This window comes from Streptomyces pseudoechinosporeus, assembly GCF_054783935.1.
In genome coordinates, this window is record NZ_BAAGPS010000011.1 from 135,528 (window position 1) to 154,088 (window position 18,561).

An 18,561-nucleotide genomic window follows, 5' to 3' on the forward strand; every position below is an offset into this window, starting at 1 on the left:
TCTACTGACCTCAAGCCCTGTGAACAGCATCTGAACGAGCCGATGCCGCCGTCCCCGACCTGGCTCAAACGGAACGCCCCACGATACGAAGAAGAGAGCCGATCATGGACTTCCTTCGCCCCGGCAGTTGGGAGGAGGCGCTCGCCGCGAAGGCCGAGCACCCCACCGCCGTGCCGATTGCGGGCGGCACCGATGTGATGGTCGAGATCAACTTCGACCACCGCCGGCCCGAGTACCTCCTGGACCTGAACCGCATCGGCGAGCTGAGCGACTGGGAGGTCGGCGAGGACAGCGTGCGGCTCGGCGCCTCCGTCCCGTACACCCAGATCATGGAGCACCTGCGGGCCGAACTGCCGGGCCTCGCCCTCGCCTCGCACACCGTGGCCTCCCCGCAGATCCGCAACCGCGGCGGCGTCGGCGGCAACCTCGGCACCGCCTCCCCGGCCGGCGACGCCCACCCCGCGCTCCTCGCCGCGGGCGCCGAGGTCGAGGCCGAGTCCGTACGAGGCTCCCGCCGCATCCCGATCGACGACTTCTACACCGGCGTGAAGCGCAACGCGCTCGCCGCCGACGAACTGATCAGGGCCGTACACATCAAGAAGGCCGAAGGACCGCAGCAGTTCTCCAAGGTCGGCACCCGCAACGCGATGGTGATCGCTGTGTGTGCCTTCGGGCTGGCCCTGCACCCGTCGTCGCGTACTGTCCGCACCGGCATCGGCTCGGCCGCACCCACGCCCGTCCGGGCCAAGGCCGCCGAGGAGTTCCTGAACGCGGCGCTCGAAGAGGGCGGCTTCTGGGAGAACGGCAAGATCATTACGCCGTCGGTCGCCAAGCAGTTCGCGGACCTGTGCGCCGCCGCCTGCAACCCGATCGACGACGTCCGGGGCACCGCGAGCTACCGCCGCCACGCGGTGGGCATCATGGCCCGCCGGACGCTGACCTGGACCTGGGAGTCGTACCGCGGCACCGCCGCCACGGAGGGAGTCGCGTAATGCGCGTCAATTTCACGGTCAACGGCCGCCCCCAGGAAGCCGACGACGTCTGGGAGGGTGAGTCCCTGCTGTATGTGCTGAGGGAGCGCCTGGGGCTGCCGGGTGCCAAGAACGCCTGCGAGCAAGGGGAGTGCGGCTCGTGCACGGTCCGGCTCGACGGCGTACCGGTGTGTTCGTGTCTGGTCGCGGCGGGTCAGGTGGAGGGGCGCGAGGTCGTCACGGTCGAGGGGCTTGCGGAGTACGCACGGCAGCGGGCCTGTGGGTCAGGAAAGTGTGACACTTCCGCGGAAGGTGTCACATCTTTGGACGATGCCCAGCGGTGGTCGGCGCACGGCACCGACTCCCAGACCGGCGAGGGCACCGAACTCTCCCCGGTCCAGCAGGCGTTCATCGACGCAGGCGCGGTGCAGTGCGGCTTCTGCACCCCCGGTCTGCTGGTCGCGGCCGACGAGATGCTGGAGCGCAACCCGACGCCGACCGACGCGGACATCCGCGAGGCGCTGTCGGGCAACCTCTGCCGCTGCACCGGCTACGAGACGATCATGAACGCGGTCCGCCTCGCGGCCGCCCGGCAGTCGGAGGCGGTCTGAGCATGGCCGGCAACAACGCTCCCCTCGGTACTCCCACCAAGGTCACCCAGGGCTCGCAGACCAAGGGCGGCATCGGCGAGTCCACACTCCGACCTGACGGCACACTCAAGGTCACCGGCGAGTTCGCGTACTCCTCCGACATGTGGCACGAGGACATGCTGTGGGGCCAGATCCTTCGCTCCCCGGTCGCCCATGCGGAGATCGTGTCGATCGACACGAGCGAGGCCCTCGCGCAGCCCGGCGTCTACGCCGTCATGACGTACGACGACCTGCCGACCGACGTGCGGCACTACGGGCTGGAGATCCACGACACCCCCGTACTGGCCCACGGCCGCGTACGCCACCACGGTGAGCCGGTCGCGATCGTCGCCGCCGACCACCCGGAGACCGCACGCCGCGCCGCCGCCAAAATCAAGGTCGAGTACCGCGAACTCCCCGTCGTGACCGACGAGTTGAGCGCCACCGCCCCCGACGCGCCGCTGATCCACGAGAACCGCACCGACCACCACTTCGGCCACGTACCGCACCCCAACATCCTCCACCGCCAGCCGATCATCCGCGGAGACGTGGCGGAAGCCCGCCGTCGCGCCGACTTCATCGTCACCGGCGAGTACACCTTCGGCATGCAGGACCAGGCCTTCCTCGGCCCGGAGTCGGGACTCGCGGTGCCCGCGGAGGACGGCGGCGTCGACCTCTACATCGCCACCCAGTGGCTGCACTCCGACCTCCGCCAGATCGCCCCGGTCCTCGGCCTGCCCGAGGACAAGGTGCGGATGACGCTCTCCGGCGTCGGCGGCGCGTTCGGCGGACGCGAGGACCTGTCGATGCAGATCCACGCCTGCCTGCTGGCGCTGCGCACGGGCAAGCCGGTGAAGATCGTCTACAACCGCTTCGAGTCCTTCTTCGGCCACGTCCACCGCCACCCCGCGAAGCTCTCCTACGAACACGGGGCAACGAAGGACGGCAAGCTGACGCACCTGAAGGCCCGCATCGTCCTGGACGGCGGCGCGTACGCCTCGGCCTCACCCGCCGTCGTCGGCAACGCGGCCTCGCTCGGCGCGGGCCCGTACGTCATCGACAACGTCGACATCGAAGCCCTCGCCCTCTACACCAACAACCCGCCCTGCGGCGCCATGCGCGGCTTCGGCGCGGTGCAGGCCTGCTTCGCGTACGAGGCACAGATGGACAAGCTCGCCGACAAGGTGGGCATGGACCGGGTCGAGTTCCGCCGGCTCAACGCCATGGAGCAGGGCACGATCATGCCGACGGGCCAGCCCGTCGACTCGCCCGCCCCGGTCGCCGAACTCCTGCGCCGCGTCAAGGCGATGCCCCTGCCGCCGGAGCGCCAGTGGGAGAGCTCCGAGGGCGCGGACGTACGCCAGCTGCCGGGCGGCCTGTCCAACACCACGCACGGCGAAGGCGTCGTACGGGGTGTCGGCTACGCCGTCGGCATCAAGAACGTCGGCTTCTCCGAGGGCTTCGACGACTACTCAACTGCCCGCGTCCGTATGGAGGTTGTCGGCGGCGAGCCCGTCGCCACCGTCCACACCGCGATGGCGGAGGTCGGCCAGGGCGGCGTCACCGTCCACGCGCAGATCGCCCGCACCGAGCTCGGCGTCACCCAGGTGACGATCCAGCCGGCCGACACACAGGTGGGTTCCGCGGGCTCGACTTCGGCGTCACGTCAGACGTACGTCACTGGCGGCGCCGTCAAGAACGCCTGCGAACTGGTCCGCGAGCGGGTCCTGGAGATCGGGCGCCGCAAGTTCGGTCCGTACCACCCTGCTTGGGCCACGGCCGAGCTGCTGCTGGAGGGCGGCAAGGTCGTCACCGACGGCGGTGAGGTGCTGGCCGACCTGGTGGACGTACTCGAAGACGAGGCGGTCGAGGTCGAGGAGGAGTGGCGGCACCGGCCGACCGAGCCGTTCGACCAGCATACCGGGCAGGGCTTCGGACACGTCCAGTACAGCTTTGCCGCCCACCGGGCCGTGGTCGAGGTCGACACCGAGCTGGGCCTGGTGAAGGTCATCGAACTGGCCTGCGCCCAGGACGTCGGCAAGGCCCTCAACCCGCTGTCCGTCGTCGGCCAGATCCAGGGCGGTACGACCCAGGGCCTGGGCATGGCCGTCATGGAGGAGATCCTCGTCGACCCGAAGACGGCGAAGGTCCGAAACCCCTCCTTCACGGACTACCTGATCCCGACGATCCTCGACACCCCGACCATGCCCGTCGACGTACTCGAACTGGCCGACGCCCACGCCCCGTACGGGCTGCGGGGCGCAGGCGAGGCTCCGACTCTCTCGTCAACTCCGGCTGTTCTTGCGGCCATTCGGAACGCGACGGGCTTGGAGCTGAACAGGACGCCGGTACGGCCGGAGCACCTCACCGGCATGTGACCCTCCGGGGCGGAGAGGAGAGCGAGACCGAGATGCTGGACATCGCCCAAGAGCTGCACCGGTGGGTCGAGCAGGGCCGCGACTTCGCCGTGGCCACCGTGGTGGCCGTCGGCGGCAGCGCGCCGCGCGGGCCCGGCGCGGCCCTCGCGGTGGACTCCGAGGGCACGGCGATCGGCTCGGTCTCCGGGGGCTGTGTGGAGGGTGCGGTGTACGAGCTGTGCCAACAGGCGTTGGCGGACGGGGAGTCGGTCCTCGAACGCTTCGGGTACAGCGACGAGGACGCCTTCGCAGTCGGCCTGACGTGCGGCGGCGTCATCGACATCCTGGTGACGCCGGTACGGGCCTCGGCCCCCGACCGGGAGGTGTTCGTGTCGGCGCTGTCCGCCGCCCGCGGGGAGGCGGCGGCGGTCGCGCGCATCGTCTCCGGACCGGGGGAGCTGCTGGGTCGCGCTCTGCTCGTACGATCCGACGGCTCGTACGAGGGCGGATTTGGCGCCCACCCCGAGCTGGACCGCACGGTGGCGGCCGAGGCGGGCGCTTTCCTGGACGCGGGCCGCACCGGAACCCTGGAGATCGGAGAGCAGGGCTCTCGCTGCGGAGCACCGCTCACGGTGTTGGTTGAGTCGTCGGTGCCGCCGCCGCGGATGCTCGTCTTCGGTGCGATCGACTTCGCGTCGGCGTTGGTACGCATCGGCAAATTCCTGGGTTACCACGTGACGGTGTGCGATGCGCGGCCGGTCTTCACCACGGTGGCGCGTTTCCCCGAGGCCGACGAGGTCGTCGTCGAGTGGCCGCACCGGTACCTGGAGCGGACGTCGGTGGACGCCCGTACGGTGCTGTGCGTCCTGACGCACGACGCCAAGTTCGACGTACCCCTGCTGAAGCTCGCGCTGCGACTGCCGGTCGCATACGTCGGCGCGATGGGCTCCCGGCGCACGCACCTGGACCGGAACGAGCGGCTGCGCCAAGTCGGCGTGACGGAGCTGGAGTTGGCGCGGCTCAGGTCACCGATCGGGCTGGACCTCGGGGCGCGTACGCCTGAGGAGACGGCGCTGTCGATCGCGTCGGAGATCGTCGCCAACCGGCGTGGGGGGAGTGGGGTTTCGCTGACCGGGGCGCATACGCCGATTCATCACGACGTTACGTCGACATCGGAGCTGGCGGGGCGGATCGGGTCGGTGGCCTGATGCTTGACGCCCGGACGCGATCATCGTTGCGTATGCTGCCGGGCATGTTGAGGCTCGAGAGGCTCCGGGACGACCACGCGCCTGCTCTGCTGGCTTTCGAGCAGGAGAACCGGGAGTACTTCGCGCGGTCCGTGCCGGATCGGGGTGACGCGTTCTTCGCCGAGTTTGCCTCCCGCCTCCTCGCCCGCCTCGCCGAGCAGGACGCCGGCGACTGCCACTTCCATGTCGTCCTCGACGAGCAGGGGGACCTGATCGGCCGCGTCAACCTCGTCGACGTCGACGAGGACGGCGCCGAGCTCGGCTACAGGATCGCCGAGCGCGCCACGGGCCGGGGCGTCGCGACCGCCGCGGTCGCGGAGGCGTGCCGCCTCGCCGCCACGACCTACCGGCTCTCCGCACTCAGGGCGGTCACCACCCTCGATAACCCGGCGTCCATGACCGTGCTCGCACGGAACGGGTTCACCCCTGTGGGGGACATCACGCTCAGTGGGCGCCCTGGCGTCCGGTACCGGCGTCGGCTTACCGCCATTGGCTGATCGCCCACATTGGGTCGGGGTCGGGATACGTCAGACGTGGCCCTGCCAGTGCGGCTCCGACCTGAAGGCTTCTCGCTTCACCTGAGCTGAGGCGTCAGCGGGTATCAGACGTTGAGGGTCCGGCGCGCGGCACTGATGGCCCGGTGCGCGTCGGCCCCGTACACGGCGGACTCCTTCAGCGTGTTCCACGTACGGAGGTACGTGCTCACGCCGGCCTCGTCCTCGATCCACAGCTCGGAGTGCCAGGTCTCGACGATCACGCGGCTGTCGTCGTACATCCAAAACGCCGTGGCGGGCGGAATCTTGAGCGAGGCGCTGAACGGGATGATCCCCAGCTCGACCGTGTCCAGGCCGACCACCCCGGACAGTCGGTCGAGCTGCGCGGCCAGGACGGACGGCGGGCAGATCAGCGCCCGGAGATCGTCGCCAACCGGCGTGGGGGGAGTGGGGTTTCGCTGACCGGGGCGCATACGCCGATTCATCACGACGTTACGTCGACATCGGAGCTGGCGGGGCGGATCGGGTCGGTGGCCCGAGAGGCGCTTCGGCGTACCGTCGGCTGGTCGGGCCAGCTGAACGCGTAGTCCGGATCGCCTCCTCGGCCCAGCCGGACGTAGCGCATCAGTTCCCGGGCGATGCCCGCGTTGCCCATCGCCCAACCCGTGTGGGGTTCGAGGCCGCTCGGGGTGACCTTGTGCTCGAAGTTGGACCAGCGGGCGCCGTCGGCGTCCCGGATCGCACGGTCGGTGAGGTCCGCGACCAGGACCCGGGCGAAGTCGTGGCCGTCGTCCTGCTCGGCGATCCGGTCGCAGGCCAGCGCGAGGACCCCTGCGGTGCCGCAGCAGCGGGCGTTGTTGTCCCAGAAGCCGGGGCGCAGTCGGCCAGGCAGGCCGGAGTGGATGATGGTGTGCCAGCAGCGGTCGGCCAGGGTCGACCAGGCGGCCGCTTCTTCGGAGAGCACGTCCCTCAGCTGCCGGAAGACCTGGGCGTCACCGGCGGGCCCATGACACCAGCCGTAGCTGTAGCGCTCGATCCGGTCGGGCAGGTGTGCCGGGTCGGAGTGCGCGACCAGGAACCCCTCGGGGCCGTCCTCGTCCCGCGCCACGACGCCCGCGGCACCGGCCCGGGCCAGCTCGACGAGGTCCGTCCGTCGCGTCGCGGTGCCGACGGTGGCCAGCGCGTACACGATGCCCAGGGTGCCGTGCGAGACGTGGTGCATACGCCCCTCCCTGCCGGTACGGAACTCCCAGTGCACGCCCGACGGGACCTTCTCGGCGGTCCGCAGATAGGGCTCAAGGGCGAGTACGGCCAACTCCTCGTCGCCGAGGAGCAGTGCACCGAGGCCGATCCCGGCGTTGCCGCCCATCAGCTCGAACAGCTCGCCCCAGCGGGTCCCGTCGAAACGCGACCGCACGAGTTCCATGGCCCGGTCGGCGGCGGCGCCGGAGGCCGTGTCGCCGAGTTCGTCGTGAACGGCCCGCAGGGCCAGGGCCATGCCGGTGAGCCCGAAGTACAGGGAACTGTCCTCGCAGCCCTCGACGGCATCGGCGAGGCTGCGGGCCGCGCGCAGGGCGGTGTCCGCGAACGAGTCGTCCCCGAAGTGCCGCCACGCCTCCAGAAGCACCGGTACGACCCCGGCGGTACCGCAGTAGAGCATGGTCTCGGGCTCGTCGGCGGAGGGCTTGTCGGGCCAGCCGAGACCGCCGCCCCCGGTGTCCCGCGCGGCGGCGAGCATCCAACGCAGGGCGTCGACCGCCAGCGCCTCGACCTCGTCAATTCCCGCGTCCCGCATGCCTGTTGCCGTCATGTCATCCACTTTGGCACGTGCTCAGGGGGACTCCCGCTCAGGCCCGCAGCACGAAGTAACGCAGGCCACCCGGCTCCGGGTCGTACTGTCGGCAGGTTCGGAGATTCGAGGGTGCGGAATAGAGCCAGGCACCGGGCGGCGGACTCCCGCAGTTGGCGGTCGAGGTCAGGCCGACTTGCCGTGCGCAGGAATCGGCGGGGCATGACGGACGGCCGGACTGACGGTGGCGATGACCGCGGTAACAAGCATCACCGTGGCCAGCACGAACACGGAGCCGATTGGTCCGATGGTGGTGAGCAGGTATCCGGCACCGAGGGAGGCCAGCGGCATGACCCCCCAGGACAGGGTCATGGCCGCGCTGGTGACACGCCCCAGCAACTCGTTGGGAACCAGGACGGTTATGTAGGTGGTGATCACGACGTTCCACAGCGGTCCGACGAAGGCGGTGGCAGCACCGATGGCGCCGATCAGCACAGGGCTCGACGTGAGTGCGAACAGAGGCAGAAGCGCAGCCCAGATCCAATTGACGCCGACGATGACGGTCTTGGGCTTGAAGTGACGATGGAGCCTGCTCGCCGCGAGTGCGCCGATCAGACCACCACCGCTGTAGATGCCGAGCATCATCCCGATGGTGGTGGATGTGGCGCCTTGGTGCTGGGCGAGGACGACCAGGATCAATACGAGAGCCTGGAAGACCAGGTTGCTGACGGCGATCAACAGGATCGCTGCGCGGATGAGGGGGTGGCGCCAGACCCAGCGCAAACCTGCGGTGGTCGCCTGCCACAGAGGCTCCGATGGAGGCTTTGTCTGGTTCTGCAGGTCGCTTCGGATGAACAGCAGCACGATGGAGGCAATGACGTACGAGACCGCATCAGCCAGGAAAGGCACGGCGCGGTCGATGCCGAAGAGCATGCCGCCCAAGGGAGGACCGGCCAGAGCCGCACCGCGGGTCCTGGCCTCGTTATGGGCCACTGCGGTGGGCAGGAGCGCGACAGGGACGATCTTCGGGAGTGCGGCGCGCTCGGCCAGCCCGAAGAAGACGAAGCACAGTCCCTGCATGAAGGCGACCACGGCGAGGTGCGTGACCGTGAGTTTGCCCCACCACATGGCAATCGGGACGGTGGAGAGTGCCAGTCCCGCGACGAGTTCGCTGATCAGCAGGATCTTGCGGCGGTTCCACCGGTCCACCAGCGCTCCGGCCGGCAGGTGAGCGATGAGGAAGGGGAGCGTGCCGGCGGCTCCGACGATCCCGGCGTCGGAGGGCGATCCGGTGGTCGCCAGCACAAGCAGCGGCATCGCCGTCCCGCTGATCTGGGAGCCCAGGGTCGAGACGACCTGACCGCTCCACAGAGCGACGAACTCACGGTTGCGCCATAACGAGGGCCGTTCGGCGGTTTTTTCGGCGGTCGGGGCGGTCACGACGCGTCCCCGCTGTCAGGGGTGGGGAAGGCATGGAACACCACGGAGATGTGCCGGCTGCCGGGGGGCGCCTGACCGGGTTCCCGGTGCCAGCGTTTGAGGAAGGCGATGTACTCCTCACCGAACTCGGCCAGTTCCTCAGCGGTGAGCATGGTGCTGCCGAAGGAGTGCATGGCGCCGGCGGCGAATTCGCCGAACGCCTCTCTGTGGGACAGGTAGGCGGTCAGGTCACGATCAGCACGCTCCATCCATTGCCGGCCGATCTCCTCGGCGGCGAGAGCAACCTCGGGTTCCGTCGGGCGGCGCGGCAGCCGCACGTCCTGTGGGATGGCTCGCCAGTACTTGCGACGCCCGGATGAGCGGTCCGTGTCCTCTTCGATGAACCCGAACCGGGCCAGTTGCCGCAGGTGATAGCTGGTCGCGCCGCGGTCCTCACCGAACTCGGCAGCCAGGTCGGCGGACGTGGCCGGACCATGGCGCTGAAGCCAGTTCACCAGTTGTTGGCGCAGCGGGTGAGCGAGGGCCTTGAGTGCGTCGATGTCGGACAGCACGCGTGGTCGTAATTCAGGCATGACGAGAAGGTATCTATGCAAAGACTTCTTCTCAATACTCTTCACGTGGCTTTTTGGGATCGGTGGACCACCTCGGCTGCGTAGGCCGTCCTGACGGCCCCGGCCGCCCATCGCTCGGCAGCCGATGGGCTGATCCCAAGCAGGCGTTGAAGGACGGCTGCGGGCACAGCGGGTGTCAGACGTTGAGGGTCCGGCGCGCGGCGCTGATGGCCCGGTGCGCGTCGGCCCCGTACACGGCGGATTCCTTCAGCGTGTTCCAGGTGCGGAGGTACGTGCTCAGGTCAGTGCGGAATGCCCTCGATGATGTCGCGGGCCCCCTGGCGCAGCGGTTCGGCGCAGACGCGCGAGCCGAGTACGGCCGGGTCGTTCATGGACTCGCCCCAGATGTGGGCGTGCACGAACTTGGAGCCGTCGCGGGAGAAGACCATCCCGCGCAAGCTGAGTTGTCCGTCTGGTTCGGTGATGCAGTACCCGGCGATCGGCGAATTGCAGTGTCCGCGCAGGCCGTGCAGCATGACCCGCTCGGCGGTGATCTCGGTCATGGTGCGTTCATGGTTGAGCTGCTGGAGCAGGTGGGCGACCGCGTCATCGTCCTTGCGGCACTCGAGGCCGAGGGCGCCGGCACCGACCGCGGGCAGCATCTCGTCCACGCTGAACACCTGGCGGGCGCGGTCGGGGATGCCGAGCCGTTCGAGGCCCGCGCGGGCGAGGATCATCGCGTCGAGCTTGGTGTCGATCTTGCGTTTGCCGTCGAGCTTGTCGACGCGGGAGCCGACGGCGCCGCGGACGCGGACGACGTTGAGATCGGGGCGGACGCGGTTGATCTGTGCCTTACGGCGGACGGCCGAGGTTGCGACCGTGGCGCCCGACGGCAGGTCGTCGAGCGTCTGCATGTCGGAGCCCTCTGGGAAGAGCAGCACGTCGCGCACGTCATCGCGGGGGAGGTAGGCGGCGAAGATCAGTCCGCGCGGCATGGGCACGTCGCCCGGTACGTCCTTGATGCAGTGGACGGCCATGTCGACCTGTCCGCGCTGCAACATCGTGTCGATTTCCTTGACGAACAGGCCCTTCCCGCCCAGTTGCGCGAGGTCGCCTTGCCACTTGTCGGCCTCGGTCGTCACGGGCACCACCTCGATGTCGAGGTCGGGCTCGATCTTGCGCAGCAGGCCGGACACGTGCTCGACCTGCGCGAGGGCCATCGGGGAGCTGCGGGTACCGATGCGCAGGGTCCGGGCCGGGAAGTCGTTCATGGGGTCGGGGTCCTCTCGGTTCGCGTCTCACGGTAGAGGGTCGATCCAGGCGTTTGGAGCGGCCCCGGATCCGGGCTGCTTCCGCGTCATGGTCGTTTCTCCTGTGCGTCCTTGTACGCGCGCCACAGCTCCTCTGCCGTCTCGCACCGCGTCTGGCCGTGCCCGCAGCCGGCGCACGCGATGGAGTGGTCGAGGTAGGCCCGGTACGCGAGCTGCGTGCGGGTGAACTCGCTGTTGCTCGCGAGCCGCTGCAAGCGCTCCGGCCAGCTATCGGTCACTCCAACTCCTCGTCGGCGGTCCGGAAGTTGCCGACCGCCACGAGCTGCGCCACCGCGGCCGGCGTGCACAGTTCGGCGGCCGAGGGCATCGGCACCGACCAGTACGAGGACCACGCCCGGTGGTCCAGCCCCACAGCGTCCGGCCGCGGCACCCCCAGATACGTGTCGCGGCCCAGGCACTCCGCGCCCGGCTGCCGCCACCTGACGGCCGTGCTGGCGGGCACCAGCGCGTAGTAGTGGCGCCCGCGCGGGTCGCAGATAACGGGGCCGCCGTGGAGGGCTCTGGCGAGGAACGCGTCCACCGTCGCGGGATCCTCACTGCCGGCCGCGGCGTGCACCAGGCGCGCGGGGATGCGGACGGCGGAGAACAGGGTGCCGCAGCGCAGTAGGGTGAGCCCGTGCTTATGCCACTGCGCGCGGGCCTCGTCGTGGCTGTCGGCTGAGGCGAGCAGCCAGTGGGCGGTCGCCAACTCCCGGTCCGCGGAGGTGTGGACGAGGATCTCGGACTCGGTTTCCACAGGGTGTAGCGCCTGCTGTTTGTCGTCGCTGTCCAGTGGGTCCGGATCCCGCTCTGCCGAGGCAGGCACTCGGGCAGTACGTTGCGTCATGTCGTCGCTCCCTCGAAGCGTCGGCCATGCCCCGGGGCCGTTCGTGCGGTCGCCGGGGCCGTGTGTTCCGTTCACTCGTCGAGAGTCGTTGTGTGCGTGCAACTCCGGGATGACCAGCGGGGATTACCGAGGCGGTAATACACTCGTTTCTGGTTCGGCATGGCGCTGCGATGCGCATACGATCACTCCGGAAGTTGGCCCCATGGACGCCACCACCCCCGGCCCGCTCGCCCCCGACGTCCTCGACCGTGACGACGTGAAACGAGCCCTGGCAGAGCACGACTTCGCAGCCGCCTTCACCCTCATCAAGAAGTGGGGCGGCCTCTCCCAGAACCGGATCGCATCGGCCTGCCAGCTCACGCCCGGCAAGGTGAGCACGATCACCAGCGGGCAGCAGCAGGTCACCAGCTTCGACGTGATCTGCCGCATCGCCGACGGGTTACGGATCCCTGGCCGGATGGTCGGCCTCGCCGACCGCCCGTGGGAGAGACAGCCCGACGACCCCGACCCGCCGAAGCCGCCAGCCGCACGGCTACCCGACGACGACGCTCCCTGGCGCCCCGACACGACCGTGCACCTGGCATCTGAACTGACCAGGAGCGACCTCGTGATGGACCGCCGCGCAGCAACGCGCGCCCTGGCCGGTGCCGTGATAGGCGGCGCCCCCCTCCTCGACCCCCTCGAAGCATGGCTCCGGCCCGCCGCCGCAACCGATCCACCCGGCTGGCGCGGAAGGCTCGGCAAGCGAGACGTCGAAGAGCTGGAGGCTACCGCCAGGGCGTTCCGGGCCTGGGACCACAAGTTCGGCGGAGGCCTGCGTCGCAAGGCTGTCGTCGGACAGCTCAACGAAGTTGCGGCACACCTCGAAGAGCACCAGGCGCCCGCCGTGGAGCAGCGCCTGTACCGGGTGATGGCCCAACTCGGAGGCATCGCAGCCACTATGGCCTGGGACTCCGGGCACCAGCAGCGGGCCCAGGACTACTACCGTCTCGCGCTGCGAGCAGCCCACGCCGGAGCAGACACGGCGTTCGGCGGCAACGTGTTGGCGGGCATGGCCCGCCAGATGCTCTACCGCGACCGGCCGCAGGACGCCCTCGAGCTGGTGCACCTCGCGCAGAAGGGCGCCGGCCGCGACGCGGGCCCGCGCGTGCGCGCCATGCTCCACACCCGCGAGGCGTGGGCGTACGCCGCGCTGGGTCGCTCCACGGCATTTCAGCGGGCCACCAAAGAAGCTATCGAGGCCCTCGCCGACGCCGGAACGGAGCAAGAGCCGTACTGGATTGCCTACTTCGACAGCGCCGAGCTGGCCGGCGTCACCGGCGGCCGTCTCCTCGACATGGCCCGCAAGGAACCGCACCGCCACGCCGAAGCCGCCGCCCGCTCCATCAGCAAGGCCCTCGCGACGCGGGGACCGGAGGCCGGCCGAAGCCACGCCCTCGACCTGATCGGCCTGGCAGAGTGCCACTTCCTCATCGGCGATGTAACGAGCGCCGTCAATCACACGCACAAGGCAGTCGAGGCAGCGGCTCTTACCCAGTCCAACCGCGTGCGCGCGCAGCTCGGGCAGCTGTACCCGTACACCGTTGGCCGGGGGGCATCTCGAGCGGTTGGCGAGGCGCGCACTATGATCCGCGACTTGTTGTCGAGCTGAGGGAGAGACGTGACCACCATCGCCGTGACCGGGCACATGGACCTGACCGACGCCAGCGTTCCCCTGGTGCGCCAGGCCCTGCGCTCGGCCCTGAAGCCTCTTGCGGACGGCAGCTTGATCGGCGTCTCGTGCATCGCCCAGGGCTCCGACTCTCTGTTCGCGGAAGCCGTGCTGGAGCTCGGCGGCCGCCTGGTCGCGGTGATCCCGTCACAGGACTACCGAGAGAACAAGGTCAAGCCCGAACACGCGGAAACCTTCGATCGACTCACGGAGGCCGCTGACGAGGTGCTGGTCCTGCCCAACGAGACCGCGAACCGGGCGGCCTACGAGGACGCCAACCGCACTCTGCTGCAACGCGCAGACCGGCTCATGGCGGTCTGGAACGGCGAGCCGCCCACGGGCAAGGGCGGTGGCACCGCGGACACGGTCCTCGAAGCGCGCGAGGCAGGCCTCCCCGTCGACGTCGTATGGCCAGACGGCGCGGCACGCCGGGGCTGAGGAGCCAAATAGTGAGAGACCCCCTCCCGGCCCCGAAGGGCTGACCCGTGCGGCCACAAGCCGTCCGGTGCAGCCACCTTGACGGGTCGCCCCGTGCGCGACGAGGCTCGTGGGAGCGCTCCCGTAAGTCCGCAAGTCCCCGGTGACCGTTGCGAACCAAGGAGTGAACCCATGAGACGTATCTCAACAGGCCTGGCCGCCTTACTGGTTGGCCTGGCCTCTCTGCTGAGCGTGCCGACGGCAGGCGCGGCGGATGTAGCGAATGTTGCGGCGGATGCGGCGGATGCCGATCGGCACAGACCCGGCATGTACGTCCCCGAGGCCAACCCGGCGGCGTACCGCCAAGCCTTCGAGTTAGCCCGAGCGGGCCAACTCCGGGACTCCGCAGGCGCCTTGGCCATGGCGCACACACCGCAGGCGGTCTGGTACGGCGATCAGACGCCGGTCCAGGTCGAGCGGCAGATCCGCGAGGTGGCGCGCGACGCGGACCAGGACGATGCGCTGCCCGTCTTCGCGCTCTACAACGTGCCCGGCCGCGACTGCTCCAACTATTCGGGTGGCGGCGCCTCCAACACGGCGGAGTACAAGGCGTGGATCGACGCGGTCGCGCGCGGCATCGGCAGCCGTGACGCGCTCGTCGTCCTCGAGCCCGACTCCCTCGCCCTCGTCCCCGCCGACTGCGGCCAGGACGACGCCCAGGGCACGCTCACCGCCGCTCGCTACACCGAGGTCAACTACGCGGTGGACAAGCTGGAACCGCTGCGCGGCACCCGCGTGTACCTGGACACGGGCCACCCCGGCTGGCACACGGTCAACTCGATCGTCCCCCGCCTCCTCAAGGGCGGCATCGCCCGCGCCACGGGCTTCTACACCAACACGTCCAATTACCAGACCGACGACGCCAACTCCTGGTACGGCAAGCTGATTTCGTCCTGCCTCGCGTACGTGGACGGAGGCGGCGACGCGGCCGACTGCCCCCACCAGGGCTGGCCACGCGCCGACGCCCAGGCCTGGCTGGAGGAGAACGTACGCGTACCGCCCTCCAGTATGAAGCACTTCGTCACCGACTCCAGTCGCAACGGCCGGGGCCCTTGGACCCCGCCCCCGGGCAAGTACACGGACCCCCAGGACTGGTGCAACCCACCTGACCGCGGCCTCGGCGCCCGCCCCACCCTCGACACGGGCGACCCGCTCCACGACGCCCGGCTCTGGATCAAGATCCCGGGCGAGTCGGACGGCCTGTGCCTGCGCGGCACGGAGGGCCCGGAGGATCCGGAGCGCGGGATGGTCGATCCGGACGCAGGCGACTGGTTCCCCGAACAGGCCCTGGAACTGGTGCGGTTGGCCAATCCGCCGATTCTGGGCGGGGGGTGACGGGCCCGGGAGTTCACTGAGCGGCGGGCCGGCCTGTTGGCGCGCCCGCCGCTCAGACACGGCAGCTGTAAGTCGTGATCTTCGTCGTGGGGTCACCTTGTCGCTTCTGCGGTGACGTTGTTCCAGCGGCGGTGGGCCTGGACGGCTTGGTGCTGGTGGTGGCGGCGCCAGGCGGACCAGTGCAGGACGTGCCCGAGGTCGCGGCGGGGTGTCGGAAGGGCCGTGACGCGGAGCACGGCGAGCAGTTCGCGGGGGCTGGCGGGGATGAGCGCGATGCCGGCGGCCGGGGCGGCGGTGCGGGAGCGGGTGATGGCCAGGACTGCGGCGGCCAGGAGGCTGATCAGGCTCCAGCGTATCCAGGAGTTCCAGCAGGTGACCTGGCCCTGGTCGAGGCCGGTGAGGCCCTTCGCGCCCTGGAAGTCCTCTTCGATCTTCCACCTGGTGCAGATGATGTTGACGAGGCCGACGAGGCTGACGGGGGTGGTGGAGTGGCAGCGGTAGAAGGACAGTTCACGGGTGTAGCGGTGGCGGCGCACGACCAGGAAGGCGTGCCCGGTGGCCTCGCCGTCGGTGGGGGTGTCGTCGGGGCGGACCTCGATCAGCGCCCAGTCGTAGTGCCGGTCGCCCTTCAGTCCGTGCCCGGTGCGCATCCGCATCCAGGACTTCGCCGGGACCTGGCGGGCGAGTCGGGTGGCGGTGAAGCGGCCCGCGGAGGTGGTGGCGGTGTGGTCGGCCTTGACGGCCAGGGCGTAGTCGAAGCCGAGGGTCCGGGCGGTTCGTCGCAGCTCGAGGCTGCCGTAGACCTCGTCGCCGGCGAACCAGCGGGCGCACACACCCAGTTCGCGGGCCCGGTGCAGCATGACGGCGGCGAGCTGGGGCTTGGTGGCGAAACAGACCTCGTCGGGCACGTGCCGTAGCAGGCGGCGCTCCTCGTCCTGCGCCCAGGCGGCGGGCAGGTACAACTCCCGGTCGATCAGCGCGTGGCCGCGCGGCGTGGCGTAGGTGAGGTGCACGGCGACTTGGCACAACCCGATCCCGCCCAGCGCGCCGGAGTACTGGCGAGCGGCGCCCACGCAGTCGGTGGAGGGCTTCTCGTCCCCCGTCTCATCGACCACCAACACCGCATCGCTGTCGGTGAGTTCACCTGACACCCAGGAGGCCAGCCGGTCACGGGCCAGGTCGTGGTCCCACGAGCCGCGGGAAAGGAAGTGCTGCAGCCGGTACGGCCCGTCGTGGCCGAGTGCCTCGGCGAGCGTCCAGCAGTTGCGCCGCTCCAGCTCCATCAGCATCGCCTCGGTCATCTCCCGCGCCAGCAGTCGCGAATCACGGCGCGGGAAACAGTCGGCCACCTCGGCCATCAGCGCCCCGAACGCCGTCCTCCACACCTGCTCGGCTGTCGTGGCCTCCACGGCCACCTGATCGTTGAACGTCGTCACAAACGCTCATGATCACGGTGGCCGTTCCCACACCCGCAGGCACCTGCTGACCTGCACGGACGCCTCGACGATCAAGACTTACAGCCACCGTGCATGACCTGCGAGCCACCCCGATACCACTTCTTGGTGCAGTGGCTGCTGGTCTGGTGGGGTGTGGGCTGATCGGCTCATCGCTGTCCGGCCGACAAGGCACGGGAGCAGCTGCTCACTCCGCTGGCGCAGGCCCCGCGCCCGCCGAGCTCGCGAGCACCTTCGAGTGAGTGGGCGGCCTTGTCACTGGGATCCTGCCGTATCCGCACAGTAGGCATTGCTTCGGGATGAACTGTCACGAATAGCACAAGACAAGGGGACATTAAGCGTGTTGTGGCAAAGATGGTTCCGAGGATTGCCGAAAAAACTGGTGGCTGTGTCCGTGCCAGTAGTAGCGCTGCTGGTAATGGTTCCGCCCGCAGGAGCGCGGGCGGAGGTTACGGCTCAGCCCCGCGAGAAGATGGGCCGCTATGTGGTTGTGCTCCGCGATTCGGTCGCCGATGTGGGCGCGGTCGTGCGGAAGCACGGCATCCGCTATGGACTGCTCCCGAGGTTCGTCTACCGGCACGCGCTGGAGGGTTATTCCGCCGCTGTCCCGAAGAACCGGGTGCGGGAGCTGCGGAATGACCCCGATGTAGCGGCGGTGGCGACCGACCTGCCGGTGCGTGCCAGCCGGCAGACCTTGCCCACAGGCGTGGATCGGGTGGAGGGCGACCACAGCAGCACACGCTCCGGGGACGGGATGGGCACCGTGAATGCGGGTGTCGCGGTCCTCGACACCGGAATCGACCAGCTCAACAGTGATCTCAACGTGGCCGGCGGGGTCAACTGCACTCTCCCCCTTCGGCTTACCCTTCCCCTTCCCGCTCCCGGCCTTTCGTCTCAGGACGACCACGGGCACGGCACCCATGTGGCCGGCACCATCGCCGCCAGGGACAACAGCCGAGGCGCCGTCGGTGTGGCGCCCGGGGCGCGGCTGTACGCGGTCAAAGTGCTCAACGCGGCCGGCTCCGGCTTCACCTCCAACATCGTCTGCGGGATCGACTGGGTGGCGAAGAACGCCCAGGCCAAGAACATCACCGTGGCGAACATGAGCCTCGGCGGATCCGGCTCCGACGACGGCAACTGCGGCAACACCAACGACGACCCGATGCACATGGCGATCTGCCGGGCCGTCGACCAGGCGGGCGTGACATTCGCGGTCGCGGCGGGCAACGACGCAGCCAACTACGCGAACACCGTTCCCGCCGCCTACAACGAGGTGCTCACCGCCACCGCGATGGCCGACTTCAACGGCCGGCCCGGCGGCGGCGCCTCACCCACCTGCCGACGCGACGAGGACGACAGCGCCGCGGACTTTTCCAATTTCACCACCAAGGGCTCCGCGGACGTTGAGCACACCATCGCCGCTCCGGGTGTCTGCATCGAATCCACCGCCCTAGGCGGGGACACCCGTGTCCTGTCGGGCACCTCCATGGCCTCGCCGCACATGGCCGGCATCGCAGCCCTGTGCATCATCAGGCCGCAATCGCAGGGCGGTTGCGCCGGAAAGACGCCCGCCCAGGTCATCAGCAAGCTCCGCGCCGACGCCGCGGCCCAGCCCGATTCCTACGGCTTCGCCGGTGACCCCGACAACCCGAACGGCAACCGGTACTACGGCCACCTCGGCTACGCCGGCGCCTACTGACGCCGTCCCGCACTGCAGAACTGCGAGTCTGCGCGGAGGACCAGCCCCGATCCTTCACGTATCGCCTCGTCGGTGTGTACGGACCGTACGTCGGCCACCTCGGCCATCAGCGCCCCGAACGCCGTCCTCCACACCTGCTCGGCTGTCGTGGCCTCCACGGCCACCTGATCGTTGAACGTCGTCACAAACGCTCATGATCACGGTGGCCGTTCCCACACCCGCAGGCACCTGCTGACCTGCACGGACGCCT

17 protein-coding genes and 3 pseudogenes are annotated in these 18,561 nt (G+C 69.5%); 10 read left to right on the forward strand and 10 right to left on the reverse strand.

Annotated elements, in window-relative coordinates; genetic code table 11:
- Positions 1 to 104 precede the first annotated feature (104 nt).
- From ACYVO6_RS17065 to ACYVO6_RS17085, 5 genes are read left to right on the forward strand one after another with little or no spacing between them, the layout of a single operon-like run.
- Positions 105 to 992: an FAD binding domain-containing protein gene (locus tag ACYVO6_RS17065; RefSeq protein ID WP_461062113.1), complete on the forward strand. Its 888-nt coding sequence runs from the start codon at positions 105 to 107 to the stop codon at positions 990 to 992.
- Positions 992 to 1,582 (forward strand): (2Fe-2S)-binding protein, encoded by a 591-nt coding sequence (locus tag ACYVO6_RS17070; protein ID WP_461062115.1) that lies wholly within the window; start codon positions 992 to 994, stop codon positions 1,580 to 1,582. The genes ACYVO6_RS17065 and ACYVO6_RS17070 overlap by 1 nt, the downstream gene beginning before the upstream one ends.
- A 2-nt stretch (positions 1,583 to 1,584) precedes the next feature.
- Positions 1,585 to 3,978: a xanthine dehydrogenase family protein molybdopterin-binding subunit gene (locus ACYVO6_RS17075; protein WP_461062117.1), complete on the forward strand. Its 2,394-nt coding sequence runs from the start codon at positions 1,585 to 1,587 to the stop codon at positions 3,976 to 3,978.
- A 32-nt stretch (positions 3,979 to 4,010) separates the two neighbouring features.
- Positions 4,011 to 5,165, forward strand: coding sequence for an XdhC family protein (locus ACYVO6_RS17080; protein ID WP_461062119.1), 1,155 nt, complete (start codon positions 4,011 to 4,013; stop codon positions 5,163 to 5,165).
- Between the two features lie 44 nt (positions 5,166 to 5,209).
- Positions 5,210 to 5,701, forward strand: a complete 492-nt coding sequence (locus ACYVO6_RS17085; RefSeq protein WP_461062121.1) for a GNAT family N-acetyltransferase — start codon at positions 5,210 to 5,212, stop codon at positions 5,699 to 5,701.
- A 104-nt stretch (positions 5,702 to 5,805) separates the two neighbouring features.
- Here the strand turns inward: ACYVO6_RS17085 and ACYVO6_RS17090 are convergent.
- A pseudogene (locus ACYVO6_RS17090) lies at positions 5,806 to 6,120 on the reverse strand (Scr1 family TA system antitoxin-like transcriptional regulator); the annotation flags it as partial.
- Between ACYVO6_RS17090 and ACYVO6_RS17095 the strand changes: the two are divergent.
- Positions 6,118 to 6,234: pseudogene (locus tag ACYVO6_RS17095) on the forward strand (XdhC/CoxI family protein); the annotation flags it as partial. The pseudogenes ACYVO6_RS17090 and ACYVO6_RS17095 overlap by 3 nt on opposite strands.
- Here the strand turns inward: ACYVO6_RS17095 and ACYVO6_RS17100 are convergent.
- The 7 genes and pseudogenes from ACYVO6_RS17100 to ACYVO6_RS17130 form a co-directional block, all read right to left on the reverse strand.
- Positions 6,183 to 7,508, reverse strand: a complete 1,326-nt coding sequence (locus ACYVO6_RS17100; RefSeq protein ID WP_461062123.1) for a lanthionine synthetase LanC family protein — start codon at positions 7,506 to 7,508, stop codon at positions 6,183 to 6,185. The pseudogene ACYVO6_RS17095 and the gene ACYVO6_RS17100 overlap by 52 nt on opposite strands.
- A 165-nt stretch (positions 7,509 to 7,673) precedes the next feature.
- Positions 7,674 to 8,927: an MFS transporter gene (locus tag ACYVO6_RS17105; protein WP_461062125.1), complete on the reverse strand. Its 1,254-nt coding sequence runs from the start codon at positions 8,925 to 8,927 to the stop codon at positions 7,674 to 7,676.
- Complete coding sequence (locus ACYVO6_RS17110; RefSeq protein ID WP_461062127.1) at positions 8,924 to 9,499, reverse strand: ArsR/SmtB family transcription factor; 576 nt, start codon at positions 9,497 to 9,499, stop codon at positions 8,924 to 8,926. The genes ACYVO6_RS17105 and ACYVO6_RS17110 overlap by 4 nt, the downstream gene beginning before the upstream one ends.
- 175 nt (positions 9,500 to 9,674) lie before the next feature.
- Positions 9,675 to 9,779 (reverse strand): annotated as a pseudogene (locus tag ACYVO6_RS17115) (transcriptional regulator); the annotation flags it as partial.
- Between the two features lies 1 nt (position 9,780).
- Positions 9,781 to 10,749 (reverse strand): hydroxymethylbilane synthase, encoded by a 969-nt coding sequence (gene hemC, locus ACYVO6_RS17120; protein WP_461062129.1) that lies wholly within the window; start codon positions 10,747 to 10,749, stop codon positions 9,781 to 9,783.
- 86 nt (positions 10,750 to 10,835) lie between these two features.
- A complete protein-coding gene (locus tag ACYVO6_RS17125) occupies positions 10,836 to 11,027 on the reverse strand; it encodes a hypothetical protein (protein WP_461062131.1) in 192 nt (63 codons plus the stop codon).
- On the reverse strand, positions 11,024 to 11,635 hold the full coding sequence (locus tag ACYVO6_RS17130; RefSeq protein ID WP_461062133.1) for a hypothetical protein: 612 nt from the start codon (positions 11,633 to 11,635) through the stop codon (positions 11,024 to 11,026). The genes ACYVO6_RS17125 and ACYVO6_RS17130 overlap by 4 nt, the downstream gene beginning before the upstream one ends.
- A 202-nt stretch (positions 11,636 to 11,837) precedes the next feature.
- Between ACYVO6_RS17130 and ACYVO6_RS17135 the strand changes: the two genes are divergently transcribed.
- From ACYVO6_RS17135 to ACYVO6_RS17145, 3 genes are all read left to right on the forward strand, one after another.
- Complete coding sequence (locus ACYVO6_RS17135; protein ID WP_461062135.1) at positions 11,838 to 13,286, forward strand: helix-turn-helix domain-containing protein; 1,449 nt, start codon at positions 11,838 to 11,840, stop codon at positions 13,284 to 13,286.
- A gap of 9 nt (positions 13,287 to 13,295) precedes the next feature.
- Positions 13,296 to 13,784 carry a hypothetical protein gene (locus ACYVO6_RS17140; protein ID WP_461062137.1) on the forward strand — a complete coding sequence of 163 codons (489 nt, stop codon included), beginning with the start codon at positions 13,296 to 13,298 and terminating at the stop codon, positions 13,782 to 13,784.
- A 171-nt stretch (positions 13,785 to 13,955) separates the two neighbouring features.
- Positions 13,956 to 15,158 carry a glycoside hydrolase family 6 protein gene (locus tag ACYVO6_RS17145; protein WP_461062139.1) on the forward strand — a complete coding sequence of 401 codons (1,203 nt, stop codon included), beginning with the start codon at positions 13,956 to 13,958 and terminating at the stop codon, positions 15,156 to 15,158.
- 92 nt (positions 15,159 to 15,250) lie between these two features.
- On the opposite strand, the gene ACYVO6_RS17150 is transcribed toward ACYVO6_RS17145, so the two are convergent.
- Positions 15,251 to 16,594, reverse strand: a complete 1,344-nt coding sequence (locus tag ACYVO6_RS17150) for an IS701 family transposase (protein WP_461062141.1) — start codon at positions 16,592 to 16,594, stop codon at positions 15,251 to 15,253.
- A gap of 406 nt (positions 16,595 to 17,000) precedes the next feature.
- Here ACYVO6_RS17150 and ACYVO6_RS17155 point away from each other — a divergent pair, with 406 nt between their 5' ends.
- The gene (locus ACYVO6_RS17155) at positions 17,001 to 18,311 is read left to right on the forward strand and encodes a S8 family serine peptidase (protein WP_461062143.1); all 1,311 of its coding nucleotides are present in this window, start codon (positions 17,001 to 17,003) and stop codon (positions 18,309 to 18,311) included.
- Here ACYVO6_RS17155 and ACYVO6_RS17160 read toward each other — a convergent pair.
- The gene (locus ACYVO6_RS17160; protein WP_461062145.1) at positions 18,305 to 18,496 is read right to left on the reverse strand and encodes a hypothetical protein; all 192 of its coding nucleotides are present in this window, start codon (positions 18,494 to 18,496) and stop codon (positions 18,305 to 18,307) included. The two genes, ACYVO6_RS17155 and ACYVO6_RS17160, sit on opposite strands and share 7 nt — an antisense overlap.
- Between the last annotated feature and the right edge of the window lie 65 nt (positions 18,497 to 18,561).

Coding starts and splice junctions, on each gene's coding strand:
- ACYVO6_RS17065 (WP_461062113.1), top strand. CDS start 105: ATGGACTTCCTTCGCCCCGGCAGTTGGGAGGAGGCGCTCGCCGCGAAG.
- ACYVO6_RS17070 (WP_461062115.1), top strand. CDS start 992: ATGCGCGTCAATTTCACGGTCAACGGCCGCCCCCAGGAAGCCGACGAC.
- ACYVO6_RS17075 (WP_461062117.1), top strand. CDS start 1,585: ATGGCCGGCAACAACGCTCCCCTCGGTACTCCCACCAAGGTCACCCAG.
- ACYVO6_RS17080 (WP_461062119.1), top strand. CDS start 4,011: ATGCTGGACATCGCCCAAGAGCTGCACCGGTGGGTCGAGCAGGGCCGC.
- ACYVO6_RS17085 (WP_461062121.1), top strand. CDS start 5,210: ATGTTGAGGCTCGAGAGGCTCCGGGACGACCACGCGCCTGCTCTGCTG.
- ACYVO6_RS17100 (WP_461062123.1), bottom strand. CDS start 7,508: ATGACGGCAACAGGCATGCGGGACGCGGGAATTGACGAGGTCGAGGCG.
- ACYVO6_RS17110 (WP_461062127.1), bottom strand. CDS start 9,499: ATGCCTGAATTACGACCACGCGTGCTGTCCGACATCGACGCACTCAAG.
- hemC (WP_461062129.1), bottom strand. CDS start 10,749: ATGAACGACTTCCCGGCCCGGACCCTGCGCATCGGTACCCGCAGCTCC.
- ACYVO6_RS17130 (WP_461062133.1), bottom strand. CDS start 11,635: ATGACGCAACGTACTGCCCGAGTGCCTGCCTCGGCAGAGCGGGATCCG.
- ACYVO6_RS17135 (WP_461062135.1), top strand. CDS start 11,838: ATGGACGCCACCACCCCCGGCCCGCTCGCCCCCGACGTCCTCGACCGT.
- ACYVO6_RS17145 (WP_461062139.1), top strand. CDS start 13,956: ATGAGACGTATCTCAACAGGCCTGGCCGCCTTACTGGTTGGCCTGGCC.